Annotated in this window: 18 protein-coding genes and 1 other RNA gene; 7 read left to right on the forward strand and 12 right to left on the reverse strand. The window is 63.6% G+C overall.

Annotation, left to right across the window (positions count from 1 at the left end):
- The first annotated feature begins 63 nt into the window (after nucleotides 1–63).
- The 4 genes from ruvC (at nucleotide 64) to P9239_RS16155 (ending at nucleotide 3260) form a co-directional block, all read left to right on the forward strand.
- A complete protein-coding gene (ruvC, locus tag P9239_RS16140; protein ID WP_175939451.1) occupies nucleotides 64–606 on the forward strand; it encodes a crossover junction endodeoxyribonuclease RuvC in 543 nt (180 codons plus the stop codon).
- A gap of 24 nt (nucleotides 607–630) precedes the next feature.
- A complete protein-coding gene (gene ruvA / locus P9239_RS16145; RefSeq protein WP_309752598.1) occupies nucleotides 631–1212 on the forward strand; it encodes a Holliday junction branch migration protein RuvA in 582 nt (193 codons plus the stop codon).
- An 80-nt stretch (nucleotides 1213–1292) separates the two neighbouring features.
- Nucleotides 1293–2354, forward strand: coding sequence for a Holliday junction branch migration DNA helicase RuvB (gene ruvB / locus P9239_RS16150; RefSeq protein WP_175939449.1), 1062 nt, complete (start codon nucleotides 1293–1295; stop codon nucleotides 2352–2354).
- Between the two features lie 3 nt (nucleotides 2355–2357).
- Nucleotides 2358–3260: an oxygenase MpaB family protein gene (locus P9239_RS16155; RefSeq protein ID WP_309752601.1), complete on the forward strand. Its 903-nt coding sequence runs from the start codon at nucleotides 2358–2360 to the stop codon at nucleotides 3258–3260.
- Here the strand turns inward: P9239_RS16155 and P9239_RS16160 are convergent.
- Genes P9239_RS16160 through tyrS form a run of 3 tightly spaced genes read right to left on the reverse strand, consistent with a single transcriptional unit; the run spans nucleotide 3257 to nucleotide 5620 of the window.
- Nucleotides 3257–3904 (reverse strand): histidine phosphatase family protein, encoded by a 648-nt coding sequence (locus P9239_RS16160; RefSeq protein WP_309752603.1) that lies wholly within the window; start codon nucleotides 3902–3904, stop codon nucleotides 3257–3259. The genes P9239_RS16155 and P9239_RS16160 overlap by 4 nt on opposite strands.
- Entirely contained in the window at nucleotides 3901–4359 is a 459-nt protein-coding gene (gene dtd / locus P9239_RS16165) for a D-aminoacyl-tRNA deacylase (protein ID WP_309752605.1), read from the reverse strand. The genes P9239_RS16160 and dtd overlap by 4 nt, the downstream gene beginning before the upstream one ends.
- Nucleotides 4360–4363: 4 nt before the next feature.
- Entirely contained in the window at nucleotides 4364–5620 is a 1257-nt protein-coding gene (tyrS, locus tag P9239_RS16170) for a tyrosine--tRNA ligase (protein ID WP_309752607.1), read from the reverse strand.
- 261 nt (nucleotides 5621–5881) lie between these two features.
- Between tyrS and P9239_RS16175 the strand changes: the two genes are divergently transcribed.
- Entirely contained in the window at nucleotides 5882–7012 is a 1131-nt protein-coding gene (locus tag P9239_RS16175) for an anhydro-N-acetylmuramic acid kinase (protein WP_309754098.1), read from the forward strand.
- 69 nt (nucleotides 7013–7081) lie between these two features.
- On the opposite strand, the gene erpA is transcribed toward P9239_RS16175, so the two are convergent.
- The 3 genes from erpA to rplM all read right to left on the reverse strand — a co-directional run bounded on the left by erpA (nucleotide 7082) and on the right by rplM (nucleotide 8477).
- Nucleotides 7082–7447, reverse strand: coding sequence for an iron-sulfur cluster insertion protein ErpA (gene erpA, locus P9239_RS16180; RefSeq protein WP_175939444.1), 366 nt, complete (start codon nucleotides 7445–7447; stop codon nucleotides 7082–7084).
- A 198-nt stretch (nucleotides 7448–7645) separates the two neighbouring features.
- Nucleotides 7646–8038, reverse strand: a complete 393-nt coding sequence (gene rpsI / locus P9239_RS16185) for a 30S ribosomal protein S9 (RefSeq protein ID WP_008351569.1) — start codon at nucleotides 8036–8038, stop codon at nucleotides 7646–7648.
- Between the two features lie 10 nt (nucleotides 8039–8048).
- Nucleotides 8049–8477, reverse strand: a complete 429-nt coding sequence (gene rplM, locus P9239_RS16190; protein WP_159835229.1) for a 50S ribosomal protein L13 — start codon at nucleotides 8475–8477, stop codon at nucleotides 8049–8051.
- Nucleotides 8478–9060: 583 nt separating this feature from the next.
- Here rplM and P9239_RS16195 point away from each other — a divergent pair.
- Nucleotides 9061–9483 (forward strand): OsmC family protein, encoded by a 423-nt coding sequence (locus P9239_RS16195; protein ID WP_159835228.1) that lies wholly within the window; start codon nucleotides 9061–9063, stop codon nucleotides 9481–9483.
- 59 nt (nucleotides 9484–9542) lie between these two features.
- On the opposite strand, the gene rnpB is transcribed toward P9239_RS16195, so the two are convergent.
- The 3 genes from rnpB to pyrC all read right to left on the reverse strand — a co-directional run bounded on the left by rnpB (nucleotide 9543) and on the right by pyrC (nucleotide 11901).
- Nucleotides 9543–9955: RNase P RNA component class A (gene rnpB, locus P9239_RS16200), an RNA gene on the reverse strand.
- A gap of 12 nt (nucleotides 9956–9967) precedes the next feature.
- Nucleotides 9968–10807 carry a DUF3025 domain-containing protein gene (locus P9239_RS16205; RefSeq protein WP_309752620.1) on the reverse strand — a complete coding sequence of 280 codons (840 nt, stop codon included), beginning with the start codon at nucleotides 10805–10807 and terminating at the stop codon, nucleotides 9968–9970.
- Nucleotides 10808–10818: 11 nt separating this feature from the next.
- Nucleotides 10819–11901 carry a dihydroorotase gene (gene pyrC, locus P9239_RS16210; RefSeq protein WP_309752622.1) on the reverse strand — a complete coding sequence of 361 codons (1083 nt, stop codon included), beginning with the start codon at nucleotides 11899–11901 and terminating at the stop codon, nucleotides 10819–10821.
- A gap of 214 nt (nucleotides 11902–12115) precedes the next feature.
- On the opposite strand from pyrC, the gene P9239_RS16215 reads away from it, so the two are divergent.
- Nucleotides 12116–13018 carry a class II glutamine amidotransferase gene (locus P9239_RS16215; RefSeq protein WP_309752624.1) on the forward strand — a complete coding sequence of 301 codons (903 nt, stop codon included), beginning with the start codon at nucleotides 12116–12118 and terminating at the stop codon, nucleotides 13016–13018.
- Nucleotides 13019–13072: 54 nt separating this feature from the next.
- On the opposite strand, the gene P9239_RS16220 is transcribed toward P9239_RS16215, so the two are convergent.
- The 3 genes from P9239_RS16220 to P9239_RS16230 are packed head-to-tail and all read right to left on the reverse strand — an operon-like array spanning nucleotide 13073 to nucleotide 15212.
- Complete coding sequence (locus P9239_RS16220; RefSeq protein ID WP_309752626.1) at nucleotides 13073–13798, reverse strand: amino acid ABC transporter ATP-binding protein; 726 nt, start codon at nucleotides 13796–13798, stop codon at nucleotides 13073–13075.
- Nucleotides 13795–14472, reverse strand: a complete 678-nt coding sequence (gltK, locus tag P9239_RS16225) for a glutamate/aspartate ABC transporter permease GltK (RefSeq protein ID WP_309752628.1) — start codon at nucleotides 14470–14472, stop codon at nucleotides 13795–13797. The genes P9239_RS16220 and gltK overlap by 4 nt, the downstream gene beginning before the upstream one ends.
- Nucleotides 14472–15212 carry an amino acid ABC transporter permease gene (locus P9239_RS16230; protein WP_309752630.1) on the reverse strand — a complete coding sequence of 247 codons (741 nt, stop codon included), beginning with the start codon at nucleotides 15210–15212 and terminating at the stop codon, nucleotides 14472–14474. Before P9239_RS16230 ends, gltK begins: the two co-directional genes overlap by 1 nt.
- Nucleotides 15213–15262 lie beyond the last annotated feature (50 nt).

Raw genomic sequence — 15262 nt, forward strand, 5'->3', positions numbered from 1 at the left:
CTGTTTGCGCTCAGAGTCGCGCAAGCAGGCCATTTCAATTTGGACGAGCCGCATCGCGAACGAATGAGAATCCTAGGCATCGACCCCGGCCTGCGCGTGACGGGCTTCGGCATCATCGACATGGCGGGGCACTCGCTCAACTATGTGACGAGCGGCGTCATCAAGACCGCCGACGCCGATTTGCCTTCGCGCCTGAACACCATCTTCGACGGCATTTCGACGCTGATCCGCCAGCACAACCCGGATCAGGCGGCTATCGAAAAAGTCTTCGTCAACGTCAATCCTCAGTCGACGCTGCTGCTCGGGCAGGCGCGCGGCGCGGCCATTTGCGGGCTCGTCGCGAGCGGCGTGCCGGTCGCCGAATACACCGCGCTGCAATTGAAGCAGGCTGTTGTCGGCTACGGCCGCGCGACGAAGGAGCAGATGCAGCAGATGGTCGTGCGCCTGCTGAACCTTTCGGGCGTGCCGAGCACCGACGCCGCCGATGCCCTCGGCATGGCCATCTGTCACGCGCACGGCGGCACGGGGCTCGCGACGCTCGGCGGCATTGCGCCGTCGCTCGCGAAGAAAGGCTTGCGCGTGCGGCGCGGCAGACTCATCGGCTAAATCTTCTCTCACGACAACCCAAACATGATTGGTCGCATTGCCGGCGTTTTGCTGGAAAAAAATCCGCCGCACCTGCTCGTCGACTGCAACGGCGTCGGCTATGAAATCGACGTGCCGATGAGCACGTTCTACAACCTGCCGAACGCGGGCGACAAGGTCGTCCTGCTCACGCAGATGATCGTGCGCGAGGACGCGCATCTGCTCTACGGCTTTCTGACGTCGCAGGAACGCGCGACCTTCCGCGAATTGTTGAAGATCAGCGGCATCGGCGCGCGCATGGCGCTTGCGGTGCTTTCCGGCATGAGCGTGCAGGAGCTCGCGCAGACCGTGACGACGCAGGACAGCGCGCGCTTGACGCGCGTGCCGGGCATCGGCAAGAAAACCGCCGAACGCCTGCTGCTTGAACTGAAGGGCAAGCTCGGCGCCGATCTCGGCGCAATGGCAAGCGCCGCTTCACAGTCCGATCATGCGTCCGACATTCTTAATGCGCTGCTCGCGCTCGGCTATTCCGAGAAGGAAGCGCTCGCCGCCATCAAGAACGTGCCGGCGGGAACGGGCGTCTCGGAAGGCATCAAGCTCGCGTTGAAGGCGCTCTCGAAAGCCTGATTCTCCAGGCGCCTGGCGCTGTGCGCCACTAGGCCGTTCGGCCAGGTTCGCGGCGAGAAGGCTCGCTGTACAATCGACTTATGATCGAAACCGACAAACTCGCCGCCGAACGCATCATCTCGGCCACGCCCGTCTCGCCGAACGAAGAAGCTTTCGAGCGCGCGTTGCGACCGCGCCAGCTCGACGAATACGTGGGGCAGGAAAAGGTGCGCGGGCAGCTCGAAATCTTCATCGAAGCGGCCAAGCGGCGTTCGGAAGCGCTGGATCATGTGCTGCTCTTCGGTCCGCCGGGTCTCGGCAAGACGACGCTCGCGCACATCATCGCGCGTGAAATGGGCGTGAATCTGCGGCAGACGTCGGGGCCGGTGCTGGAGCGCGCAGGCGATCTCGCCGCGCTGCTCACCAATCTCGAAGCGAACGACGTACTCTTCATCGACGAGATTCATCGGCTCTCGCCGGTCGTCGAGGAAATCCTGTACCCGGCGCTCGAGGATTATCAGATCGACATCATGATCGGCGAAGGGCCGGCCGCGCGTAGCGTGAAGCTGGATCTTCAGCCGTTCACGCTCGTCGGAGCCACCACGCGTGCAGGCATGTTGACCAATCCGCTGCGCGACCGCTTCGGCATCGTGTCGCGGCTGGAGTTCTATAACGCGAATGAGCTTGCGCGCATCGTGTCGCGCTCAGCGTCGCTTCTGAAGGCGGACATCGTGCCGGAAGGCGCGCTGGAAATCGCGCGGCGCTCGCGCGGCACGCCGCGTATCGCGAATCGGCTGCTGCGCCGCGTGCGCGACTACGCGGAAGTGAAGGCGAACGGCAGCATCACGGCGGAAGTCGCGGATGCCGCGCTGAAGATGCTCGACGTCGATCCGGTCGGCTTCGACCTGATGGACCGCAAGCTGCTCGAAGCGATCCTGCACAAGTTCGACGGCGGGCCGGTCGGCGTCGATAACCTCGCGGCGGCCATCGGCGAAGAACGCGACACCATCGAAGACGTGCTGGAGCCGTATCTCATCCAGCAAGGCTATTTGCAGCGCACGCCGCGCGGGCGCGTCGCGACCTTGCTGACGTATCGGCATTTCGGCATCGCGGCGCCGGATGGCGGGCCAATCCGCGATCTCTGGGACGCGAACAACGGCTAGCGCATGTCGGATCAGGCAACGTGGGTCACGCGCTTACGGTCGTCGATTGCAGGCGGCATCACGAGTCTCACGACAGGCAGCGGGCCGACGCTCGATTACTCGTCGCCGCCGGGCGACCCAGGCCTCTTCGGGCCGGACACCATCTGCTGGAAAGTCCACGCCGATTTCACGTCGATGATGACGAGCGGCATCAGCGCGCTGCTGCTCCAGACGCTGCATCCGCTCGCGCTCGCGGGCGTCTGGGATCACTCCACGTTTCGCACGGATATTCTCGGCCGGCTGCGGCGCACGGCGACTTTCATCGCGGGCACCACGTTCGGCAACCGGCGCGACGCGCTCGCGCTGATCGAGCGCGTGAAGCGCATTCATCTCGGCGTGACGGGCACCGCGCCCGACGGCCGGCCATATCGCGCAAGCGACGCCGATCTTCTGACGTGGGTGCATGTGGCCGAAGTCACGAGCTTTCTCGAAGGCTATCTGCGGTATGTGAATCCCGGTCTGTCCGAGGCGGACCAGGACCGCTACTTCGATGAAACGGCGCTCGTCGCCCGTCTGCTCGGCGCCCGCGACGTGCCGACCACGCGCGCGCAAATCGACGCCTATCTCGCCGCGATGCGTCCGCATCTGCATGCAAGCGAGCGCACGCAGGAAGTCATTCGCGTGCTCAAGAGCGCGCCGACGCCGAGCGTCGTCATGAAGCCGGCGCGCGTGCTGGTGTTCAATGCGGGCGTCGATCTGCTGCCCGGCTGGGCGCAGGAGATGCTCGGGCTTTCGTCGCTGGCGCCGATGCGGCGCGTCATCGTGCGTCCCGGCGTGCGGGCGATGGCGCCGGTCGTTCGCTGGGCGCTCGTCAACGGTATTTCGAAGCGCGCGCGCCTGAGGGTTGCCGCGAAGAAGAACGACTAGGCTGTCTTGCGCAAGCTGTCGTCGGCGGTATCGGTGGCGAGATGTGAGACGTCGCCCCATGACACCACCGTCGCGTGGCCGCCGTCGTAATCCACCACGTTGACGCTGCAATTGAGCAGCGGCCAGTTGCGCGGCGCGTCGAGCGGCAGTTTCATCGCGAACCGGTAGATGCAGTCGAGCACGCCGCCGTGCGCCACGCACGCGACGCGGCCGCCCGGATGCGCGGCGACGATCGGCTCCATCGCGTGGATCACGCGGTGATAAAAGACGCGCAGCGATTCGCCGCCGGGCGGCGTGAAGCCCGGATCGCGCGTCTGCCATTCGACGTACTCTGCGGGAAACTTCCCGCTGATCTCGTCGCTGTCGTGGCCCTGAAACGCGCCGTAGTTGCGTTCGCGCAAGCCTTCGGACAAGCGCGGTTCGAGTCCGAGCGCATCGGCGAACGGGCGCGCTGTCTGTTGCGCGCGTAGCAGATCGCTGGTGTAGACGGCGTCCAGCCGCCCTTCCCGCGCAAGCCGCGCGCCGAGCTGTTCTGCTTGCTGCTCGCCATGCGCGGACAGCGAAATGTCGATATGCCCCTGGATGCGCTTGACGCGGTTCCAGTCGGTCTCGCCGTGGCGGATGAACACAACTTGCATCGTCATGGCCGCACCTGCAGCCAGAACGTGACCGGCCCGTCGTTGACGAGCGACACCTGCATATCCGCGCCGAACTCGCCGGTCTCCACAATCGGATGCTTCACCCGCGCCTCGCGCACGAAGTAATCGAAAAGCCGCCTGCCCTCGTCGGGCGGCGCGGCCGGCGTGAAGCTCGGCCGCAGTCCGCTCGATGTATCGGCGGCGAGCGTGAATTGCGACACCAGCAGCACGCCGCCCGCGCGCCCCGCGCCGTCGATGTTCTGCACGGACAGATTCATCTTGCCCGCGGCGTCGCTGAAGACGCGGTACGCGAGCATCTTTCCGAGCAGCTTGTCGGCGGCGGCTTCGGTGTCGCCGCGTTCCGCGCACACGAGCGCGAGCAGGCCCGCGTCGATGGCCCCGGTCACGCGATCGCCGACGCGCACGTCCGCGCGCCGCACTCGCTGGATGAGCGCGATCATCCGCTTACGCCGTCAGCGTGATGCGCGCGAAGCGGCGCTTGCCCACCTGCACGACGAACTCGCCCGGCTCGACCTTCAAACCCTTGTCGGACACCGTCGCGCCGTCGATCTTCACGCCGCCCTGTTCGATGTTGCGCAACGCCTCGCTCGTGGAAGGCACGAGCCCCGCCTGCTTCAGCAACTGGCCGATGGCAAGCGGCGCGCCCGCGAGCGTGACGGTCGGAATATCGTCCGGCACGCCGCCCTTCGCGCGATGGTTGAAGTCTTCGAGCGCGCGCTCCGCGTCCGCGGGCGAATGGAAACGCGCGACGATCTCCTGCGCGAGCATCACCTTGAAGTCGCGCGGATTGCGGCCGCCTTCGGCTTCCTGTTTGAAGCGCGCGATTTCTTCCATGCTGCGGAACGACAGCAGTTCGAAGTAACGCCACATCAGCACATCGGAAATGCTCATCAGCTTGCCGAACATCTCGGTCGGCTTCTCGCTGATGCCGACGTAGTTGTGCTTCGACTTCGACATCTTTTCGACGCCGTCGAGCCCTTCGAGCAGCGGCATCGTCAAGATGCATTGCTGCTCCTGGCCATATTGCTTCTGCAATTCGCGGCCGACGAGCAAGTTGAATTTCTGATCCGTGCCGCCGAGTTCGAGATCGGCGTTGAGCGCGACGGAGTCGTAGCCCTGCATCAGCGGATAGAGGAACTCGTGAATCGAGATGGGCACGCCGCTCTGGAAACGCTTGGTGAAATCTTCGCGTTCGAGAATGCGCGCCACCGTGTAGCGCGACGCCAGCTTGATCATGCCGTCAGCGCCGAGCGGCATCGACCATTCGCTGTTGTAGCGAATCTCGGTTTTTTCACGGTCGAGCACCAGCGACGCCTGATCGAAATACGTCTTCGCGTTCATTTCGATCTGCTCGCGCGTGAGCGGCGGGCGCGTGGCGTTGCGGCCGGACGGATCACCGATGAGCGACGTGAAATCGCCGATCAGGAAGATGACCTGATGCCCGAGGTCCTGCAACTGACGCATCTTGTTCAGCACGACCGTATGGCCGATGTGAATGTCCGGCGCGGTCGGGTCCAGCCCGAGCTTGATGCGCAGTGGCTTGCCGGTCGCCGCGCTCCGTGCGAGCTTCTGCGCGAATTCGTCCTCGATCAGCAGTTCGTCGCAGCCGCGCTTGGCGATCGCGAGGGCGGCGCGCACGTCGTCGGTGATCGGAAAGGCCTCGCGCGAGGGCGCGGAAGAAGCGTTGGAGTCAGTGGTCATGCTTGCGGCTTGTGATGTGGAAAGTTGCGATGGCGCCGTCACGGACGGCTTCGCGCGGAGCGCAATGGCTTGTTCAGGCTCACGATTTTACGCGATGAGGGCCGCATGCGGTCCGTTTGGCGCCATGCGCGCATCCGGCGGCGGCCGCGTGCGGTGGCTGCGTCTTAACGATCAGCGCGGATGCGCGGATAATCGCGCGTTGATGGACGAGCGACGACGAGCATCGACGAGGAGAAGAGCGTGGGGAAAAAGGCCGAAGCAATCGAACCCGGCAAGGCAGACGGCGTGTACTTCGGCCTGATGTCCGGCACGAGCATGGACGGCGTGGATGGCGTCGCGGTGCAGTTCGCGGCGGGCAAGCCGCCCGTCGTGCTCGGCGAGGCGCACGTGTCCTTCTCCGAGGGCCTGCGCGATGCGCTCTTCGCGCTGCAGGCGCCCGGCGACAACGAACTGGAACGCGAGGCGCTCGCCGCGAACGCGCTCGCCACGCGCTACGCCGTGTGCTGCCACGAATTGCAGAGCGTGAGCGGCTATTCGTCGACCAAGGTGCGCGCGATAGGCGTACACGGGCAAACGGTGCGGCATCGGCCGGAAAAGGGCTACACGCGGCAGATCAACAATCCCGCGTTGCTCGCCGAGATGACGAATATCGACGTGATCGCAGATTTTCGCAGCCGCGATGTCGCCGCCGGCGGTCAGGGCGCGCCGCTCGTGCCGGCTTTTCATGCGACGATTTTCGGCGCGAAGAACGAGACGCGCGTCGTCTGTAATCTCGGCGGCATCAGCAATATCACGGTTCTGGCGGCGAGCGGCGCGGTGCGCGGCTTCGATTGCGGCCCGGCGAACGCGTTGCTGGACGAATGGGCGCACCGGCATCTGAAGAAACCATACGACGACGGCGGCCAGTTCGCGGCGCGCGGCGAGGTCAACCGGCCGCTGCTCAACGCGCTGCTGGACGAGCCTTTTTTCGATGAAGCGCCGCCCAAGAGCACCGGGCGCGATCTGTTCAATCCGGCTTGGCTGGATGCGAAGCTCGCGCCCTTCTCGGCGCTCGCCCCCGCCGACGTGCAGGCGACGCTCACCGCGCTCACGGCCGTGACGGTCGCGCGAGAGATAGAGCGCCACGCATCCGACGCCCGCGCGGTCTACGTCTGCGGCGGCGGCGCGCGCAATCCGGTGCTCATGAGAATGCTGCAACAGGCGCTCGACGAAACCGGCGTCTCGGGCGTGCCCGTCATGACCACCGAGGCGCTCGGCGTACCGCCGCAGCAGGTCGAGGCATTCGCGTTCGCGTGGCTCGCGATGCGCTGCGTGGCGCGTGAGCCCGGCAATCTAGCGTCCGTGACGGGCGCGGCCGGTGAGCGCGTGCTCGGCGCGATCTATCCGCGCTGAGTTTTCTCGGCTGTGCAACGAAAAACGGAGCCCGAAGGCTCCGTTTCTACACAACCATTCGATCCGCGCTCAGACCGAGAACGACGAACCGCAACCGCACGTCGTCGTCGCGTTCGGATTCTTGATCACGAACTGCGCGCCGTTGAGATCGTCCTTATAGTCGATTTCCGCGCCGACGAGATACTGATAGCTCATCGAATCGACGAGCAGCTGCACGCCGCTCTTGTCCATCACGGTGTCGTCTTCGTTGATCTCTTCGTCGAACGTGAAACCGTACTGGAAGCCCGAGCATCCGCCGCCTTGCACGAACACGCGCAACTTCAGATCCGGATTGCCTTCTTCGTCGATCAACTGCTTGACCTTGTCCGCAGCAGCGTCGGTGAAGACGAACGGCATCGGCATTTCGGTCGTGGGGGTGTCGCTGACTGCGCTCATTGAACTCTCCAATTTAGCTTCTAGACGCTATTGTAGGGCTGATCTCAAAATCGTGCCGAAAGCCCATGGAATCAAGAGGCTATATGCAAATTCGACTGATTCCGGCAAATCGCGGCAATAGAAAAAGCCGCCGGCACCTTGCAGTGCGGGCGGCTTTCGCAGCAGCTTCGCCGGCAAAACCGGCGAAACCCGAAGCGATTAACGCTTCGAGAATTGCTTCCTGCGGCGTGCCTTGTGGAAACCGACCTTCTTACGTTCCACTTCACGCGCGTCACGCGTGACGAAGCCAGCGTTCGACAGTTGCGACTTGAGCGTTGCGTCGTAGTCCATCAGCGCACGGGTGATGCCGTGGCGGACCGCGCCTGCCTGACCCGTTTCGCCGCCGCCGTTCACGTTGACCTTGATGTCGAACGTGGTGGCGTGGTTCGTGAGTTCCAGCGGCTGACGCACGATCATCAGCGACGTTTCGCGCGAGAAATAGTCGGCGATGGGCTTGCCGTTGACGATGATCTCGCCCTTGCCCGACTTGATGAAGACACGAGCGACGGCGCTCTTGCGGCGGCCCGTACCGTAGTTCCAGTTACCGATCATGTGGGCTCCCTTAGATCTCGAGCGACTTGGGCTGTTGAGCCGTGTGCGGATGCGTGGCTTCAGCGTAGACCTTCAGCTTCTTGATCATCGCGTAGCCGAGCGGGCCCTTCGGCAGCATGCCCTTCACAGCCTTCTCGAGCGCGCGGCCCGGGAAACGCTCTTGCATCTTGCCAAACGTCGTTTCATAGATGCCGCCCGGGTAGCCCGAGTGACGGTAGTACTTCTTGTCCGTGGTCTTGTTGCCGGTGACCTTCAGCTTGCCGGCATTGACGACGATGATGTAGTCACCGGTGTCGACGTGCGGAGTAAATTCAGGCTTATGCTTGCCGCGAAGACGGCGTGCCACTTCGCTGGCGACACGGCCGAGAACCTTATCCGTCGCGTCAATCACGTACCATTCGCGCGTCACCTCTTCGGCTTTTGCGGAAAACGTCTTCATGATCGATCCAAAAATTAATCTGCCCTTTGCTCTTTACCTTGTTCGGTCCTGCTTATATGAGTGCGCTAAATGACTTTCCTTGCGCGTGCAGGCTCTCCCTGACTTCTCTCCGCGGGCGTGTGACGAAGAGAACTTTGAAGTATAGCGGGAAAACGCTCGCTGCGTCAAAGGGTTGCGGCTTTCGGGACGCAGACTGCAGCCGCCGCGCGGCGTGAAGAACGAAAAAAAGCCCGAGCATGTGAAGCTCGGGCTCAATCCACCTAGGAGGAGGTGGAGGAGACGCTGTAGGTTCGTCGACTGCGACAACCAATGGCCTGAGTATAGGCACGGCCATGCTGCAAAGCAAGAAGATTCGCATGATGAGAGTGAATTTCATAATGTGGTATCCACGTTCCGCTCGCAAGGGCGCGGCGCCGCTCATCCGGCGAGAACGCCGACTGTCCGCCCGCCACTCGTGGCTAAGCGGGGTCCGGCTCCCCGCCCGCGTCAATCGGAAAATGCGCGAACTCGTTCCACGATGACCGTTCGATGAACCGCTACAATGAAAGCTGTCTACAACGCGTCAAGCGGGCGGAGCCTGAGCATGGAATGCAAAGTGAGCTGGATGGGACAGGACGGCATGGCGTTCGCCGCCGAAACCGGTAGCGGTCATCTCGTCAACATGGACGGCGCGCCGGAAGGCGGCGGCCGTAACCTCGCGCCGCGACCGATGGAAATGGTCTTGCTCGGCACGGGCGGCTGCACCGCCTACGACGTCGTGATGATTCTCAAGAAAAGCCGCCAGGAAATCGAAGGCTGCTCGGTCACGCTCAAGGCCGAGCGCGCAAGCGAAGACCCGAAGGTGTTCACGAAGATCCACTTCCACTTCACGGTCACGGGCAAGAATCTGAACCCCGCGACAGTGGAACGCGCCATCAATCTGTCGCACGACAAGTATTGTTCGGCGTCGATCATGCTCGCCAAGACCGCGGAACTCACGCATTCGTTCGATATCGTCGAACGCTAAGCGCGTCGCAGAAAAAAGAGCCGGCGTCAGACATGACGCCGGCTCTTTCTTTTGAATGACGACAAAGCGGGCCGATAAGCCGGATTCTGTGCGCACGCCGCCCGAAGGCGAGCGCGCGTGGCAGCCATTCCTCTAGGCGCGCCATTGCTGACGCGCTCGAGCTTCCTACCCGCAGACGAACGGGGGCACCGTCCTGCATCCGTAGATGCGCGCCTGCCTATTTGGAATTGCTCCGGGTGGAGGTTACCGTGCCGGCACGTCTCGCGACGGCCGCGGTGCGCTCTTACCGCACCGTTTCACCCTTACCTGATCTCCGGACTTGCGCCCGAAGCCATCGGCGGTTTGCTTTCTGTTGCCCTGTTCCGCGTGTTGCCACGGATGGCCGTTAGCCATCACCCTGCCCTGCGGAGTCCGGACTTTCCTCGCCCTCGACGCTGATAAGCGCCGAAGCCGCGACTGCCTGGCCTGCTTTGCGACACCGATTTTAACATGCGGCTTTCGCGTGCTTCGCTGCGCCTGCCGCGATGCGCCGGCCGGCACGGAAGACGGACGGGTCGTCGTAGAACGCTGCGTCCGCGTTCGCATCGCACCAGCCTGGCACGCCCAGCACCGGCAGCGGCGCGAATGCGCGGCTCGCGGGCGGCTCGGCCATCAGACTGCGGGAAACGTGATCGTCGAGCACGGAGCGGCGGGCGGCATCGTCCGATGAAAAATAGGCGGCCGGCACTTCCACGATCCACGCGTGCCCCGTGCACGCCTTGTACGGCGCAACGAGTTTCTCCAGCAACGCGTGGCCGAAGATGCGCGCCTCGCACCGGCTGCCCCACGACGCGCGCCCCGCCAGGAACAACGCGCGCCAGTCGAAGCGGCGCAGCGCATCGGCGAGCGATGGGTCGGCGCACGCGAACAGCACCGCGTTCTCGTCGAAGAGTGTGAGCGCATCGCGCACGCCGCCGCGCGTCGGGCCGATGCCGAGCGCGTCGATCTGATCCGCCTGGCACGCGTTGAGCGCCGCCTTGATGCGCGGATACGCGAACCACATCAGGCCGTTGAAGAAATCGTGAAGATTGTGACGCGTCGGCACGCAGCCGGTCTTGGCAATATACGCCTCGTACGACGCGCCTTCCGGCAGCGATTCCTGCGCGACGAACCCGAGCGGCTCACCGCGCCCTGTAACGAGCACGGCTTGCGCGGCGTCGTCATTCAGCTCTTCGAGATAGCGTGCCGGACCGTCGAGCGCCGCCGCCTGCCATCGCGTGCCGCGCGGCGCGAGCGGTGCGAGCCACGGACGCGTCCAGTCGATCTCGTCGAAACGCGCGGACACCGCTGCAACCGTCAGGCCGATTCCACGAACCGCCAGCCGATCGACTCGCCGCCACGCAGCGGCACGATTTGCGAATCGCCTGCGGCGAACTCAGCGGGCAGCGTCCACGACGCGCGCTCGAGCGTCACCGTGTCCGCGCTGCGCGGCAAGCCGTAAAAGTCCGCGCCGTGGAAACTCGCGAAACCTTCGAGCTTGTCGAGCGCGCCGGCCTCGTCGAAGGCTTCTGCATAGAGTTCCAGCGCATGCAGCGCCGTGTAGCAGCCCGCGCAGCCGCACGCGTGCTCCTTTAGGCCCTTCGGATGCGGCGCGCTGTCGGTGCCGAGGAAGAAGCGCGGATTACCGGACGTCGCCGCCTCGACCAGCGCCACGCGATGCGTCTCGCGCTTGAGCACCGGCAAGCAGTAATAGTGCGGACGGATACCGCCGACGAGAATCGCGTTGCGGTTGTAAAGCAGGTGATGCGCGGTGATGGTCGCGCCGATCGTGCCTTGCGCTTCGCGCACATAATCGGCGGCGTCTTTCGTCGTGATGTGCTCGAACACAACCTTGAGCGCCGGGAAATCGCGGCGCAGCGGCGTCATCACGCGGTCGATGAACACCTTCTCCCGGTCGAATACGTCGATGTCGCTGTCCGTCACCTCGCCGTGCGTCAAGAGCGGCATGCCGACTTCCTGCATCGCTTCGAGCGTTTTTGCGCATTTGCCGAGCAGATCCGTCACGCCCGCGTCGGAATTCGTCGTCGCGCCGGCCGGATACAGCTTCACGCCGTACACGAAGCCGCTGTCTTTCGCGCGGCGGATCTCGTCGGGCGGCGTGTTGTCGGTGAGATAGAGCGTCATCAGCGGCTCGAAGTGCGCGGCCGCGCCTTCCTTCGGCAACGCGGCGATGATCCGTTCGCGGTACGCCGCGGCCATCCCGGTCGTCGTGACCGGCGGTTTCAGATTCGGCATGATGATCGCCCGGCCGAACTGGCGCGCGGTATGCGGGAGCACGGCGGCAAGCGTCGCGCCGTCGCGCACGTGCAAGTGCCAGTCGTCGGGGCGCGCCAAAGTGAGAGTCGTAGGCGAATCGGGCGATGCGGAAGTAGCGGACATGGCGTGATGACGGCGAGGACGTTGAGAGAAAGCGATTCGCAAGCAAGCACCTGCGCAGCGGCGGCATAGAACCGGAAAGAACCGCCGTGGAAATTCCACAACGGCGGCCGGGCGGCCACCGCGTTCGATTTTTTCGGGAATGCCCCGGTGATATGCTTGTCGGACGTATTGTAACAACCCGACTTCAGGGCTTTCGCCCGCCGCATCGAGCAACATGTGCCAACTTCTCGGAATGAATTGCGCCGAACCGACCGACGTGACCTTCTCGTTCACGGGTTTCGCCGCGCGCGGCGGCATGACGGATCACCACGCGGACGGCTGGGGCATCGCGTTCTTCGAGGACAAGGCGTGCCGACTGTTCATCGATCATCAGTCGTCGGCGAGTTCGCCGCTTGCCGAAATGGTCAAGCGGTATCCGATCAAGTCGAAGAACACCATCGCGCACATTCGCAAGGCGACGCAAGGGCATATCCTTCTGGAGAACTGCCACCCGTTCATGCGCGAGCTGTGGGGCCGGCACTGGATCTTCGCGCATAACGGCGACCTGAACGGTCACGCGCCGCAACTCACGGGCGTCTATCAGCCGGTCGGCACCACCGACAGCGAACTCGCGTTTTGCGCGCTGCTGCAAGGCTTGCGCCGCGCGTTTCCGTGCTCTCAGCCGCCGCTCGACGAACTCTTCGAGGCGCTCGCCACGCTCACGCGCGAGATCACGCAATACGGCGTGTTCAACTTCCTGATGTCGAACGGGCAGGCGCTGTTCTCGCATTGTTCGACGCATCTGTACTACCTCGTGCGCAGCTGGCCGTTTTCGACCGCGCATCTGATCGACGCGGACATGTCGATCGACTTCGCGAAGTACACGACGCCGGAAGACCGCGTCGCCGTGATCGCAACCTCGCCGCTCACCGATAACGAAGTGTGGACGCGCTTCGCCCCCGGCGACCTCGCGATGTTCCAGCAAGGCGCGCTCGCGCGCACGCTGAACATTCCGGTGCCCGAGGCAGTCGCGAGAAAGGCCGCCGAGCCGCTTGCGAAAGCGTGCGTCGGGTCCGCGCTGAAAATCGACGAGATCCGCACGACGGCGGCAGTCGAGTCGGAACTGGGCATCGAATAAAAAACGCGGCGCTTCTTTTCAGAAGCGCCGCGTTCTTTCGAGCGTTGCGAAAGCTCAGTGCAGGATCTTCGCGAGGAAGTCCTTCGCGCGGTCCGACTTCGGGTTCGCGAAGAACGCGTCCTTCTGGTCGTCTTCCACGATCAAGCCACGGTCCATGAAGATCACGCGATGCGCGACCTTCTTCGCGAAGCCCATTTCGTGCGTCACGCACATCATGGTCATGCCTTCCTGCGCGAGCTCCACCATCACGTCGAGCACTTCGTTGATCATCTCCGGATCGAGCGCGGAAGTCGGCTCGTCGAAGAGCATCGCGATGGGGTCCATCGAGAGAGCGCGCGCAATCGCGACGCGCTGCTGCTGACCGCCCGAGAGCTGCCCGGGAAACTTGTCCGCATGCGCGCGCAGGCCGACGCGATCGAGCAGCTTCAGGCCCTTCTGCGTCGCTTCGTCGTTCGAGCGGCCGAGCACCTTGATCTGCGCGAGCGTCAGGTTCTGCACGATCGACAGATGCGGGAACAGCTCGAAGTGCTGGAACACCATGCCGACCTTCGAGCGCAGCTTCGACAGATTCGTCTTCTTGTCCGTGAGCGACTGGCCGTTGATGCTGATCTCGCCCTTCTGGAACGGCTCCAGCCCGTTGACGGTCTTGATGAGCGTCGACTTGCCCGACCCCGACGGGCCGCACACGACGACGACCTCGCCCTTCTTCACTTCGGTCGTGCAGTCGGTGAGCACCTGAAACTGCCCGTACCACTTGGAAACATTTTTGATAGAGATCATCTTGCGACCTTTTTCTGAAGACCTTTGACGAGCGCCGACGCCGCCACGCACACCACGAAATAACATGCCCCGGCGAACAGCACCATTTCGACGATCGTGCCGTCGCGGTCGCCGATATTCGTCGCCGTGCGGAAGAAGTCCGCGAGACTGATCACATAGACGAGCGACGTGTCCTGAAAGAGCACGATCGCCTGCGTGAGCAGAAGCGGCACCATGGCGCGGAACGCCTGCGGCAGCACGACGAGTTTCATCGCCTGACCGTAGGTCATGCCGAGCGCGAACGCTGCGTTGACCTGCCCGCGCGGCACCGCCTGAATGCCGGCGCGAATGATTTCCGAATAGTACGCGGCTTCAAAAAGCGAGAACGCGACCATCGCCGATGCAAGGCGAATATCGATATCCGCCGACAGCCCGAGCACGTTCTGCAGCACCTGCGGCACGATCAGGAAGAACCACAGCAGCACCATCACGAGCGGGATGGAACGAAACAGCGTGACGTACGCGCCCGCGAACCATTGCAGCACCTTGATGCCCGAGAGCCGGAACAGCGCGAGGACCGTCCCCCACACGATGCCGACCACGATGGCGAGCAGCGTGATCTGCAGCGTGATGATGGCGCCCGTCCACAGCGTAGGCAGCGAGCCGATGACGCCACTCCAGTTGAACTGATGCATTACTTGCCTCCGATGTAGCCAGGCAGCCGCGTTTTCGCTTCGATCCAGCGCATGAGCAGCATCACGACCAGATTGATGAGCATGTACGCCAGCGTCACCGCGATAAACGATTCATAGGTCTGCGCGGTGTAGTCCACGAGCTGACGCGCCTGCGCCGACAGATCGAGCAGACCGATGGTCGAAGCCACCGCCGAATTCTTGAACACGTTCAGGAATTCCGACGTGAGCGGCGGCACGATGATGCGATACGCCACCGGCATCAGCACGTAGCGATACGTCTGCCATTGCGTGAAGCCCATCGCGAGGCCCGCGTTGCGCTGTCCGCGCGGCAGCGCGCTGATGCCCGAGCGCACCTGTTCGCACACGCGCGCGCCGGTGAAGAGCCCGAGACAGATGATCGACGACGAAAAGAACTGCGCGGAAGGCGGCAGTTGCTTGAACCAGTTGCCGATGGAAGGCGGCAGCAACTCCGGTATCACGAGATACCAAATGAAGAACTGCACGATCAGCGGGATATTGCGGAAGATCGCGACATAGACGGTGCCGATGCCCGCCAGCGTGCGATTCGGGACCGTGCGCAAGATGCCGAACAACGAGCCGACCACGAGCGCGATCACCCAGGCCGCGAGCGACACGGTAATCGTCACCCAGAAGCCGGAGATCAGCCAGCCGAGGTAAGTAGTGGGCTCGCCGGTGGAAACCGGACTCAGCAGAATGCCCCAGTTCCAGTGATAAGACATGGACTCACTCCAAAAAGAAACGGAAGAAGCAAGGCTCCTTCCGTCTCGTT

Source organism: Caballeronia sp. LZ062 (genome assembly GCF_031450785.1).
Taxonomy (GTDB): Bacteria; Pseudomonadota; Gammaproteobacteria; order Burkholderiales; family Burkholderiaceae; genus Caballeronia.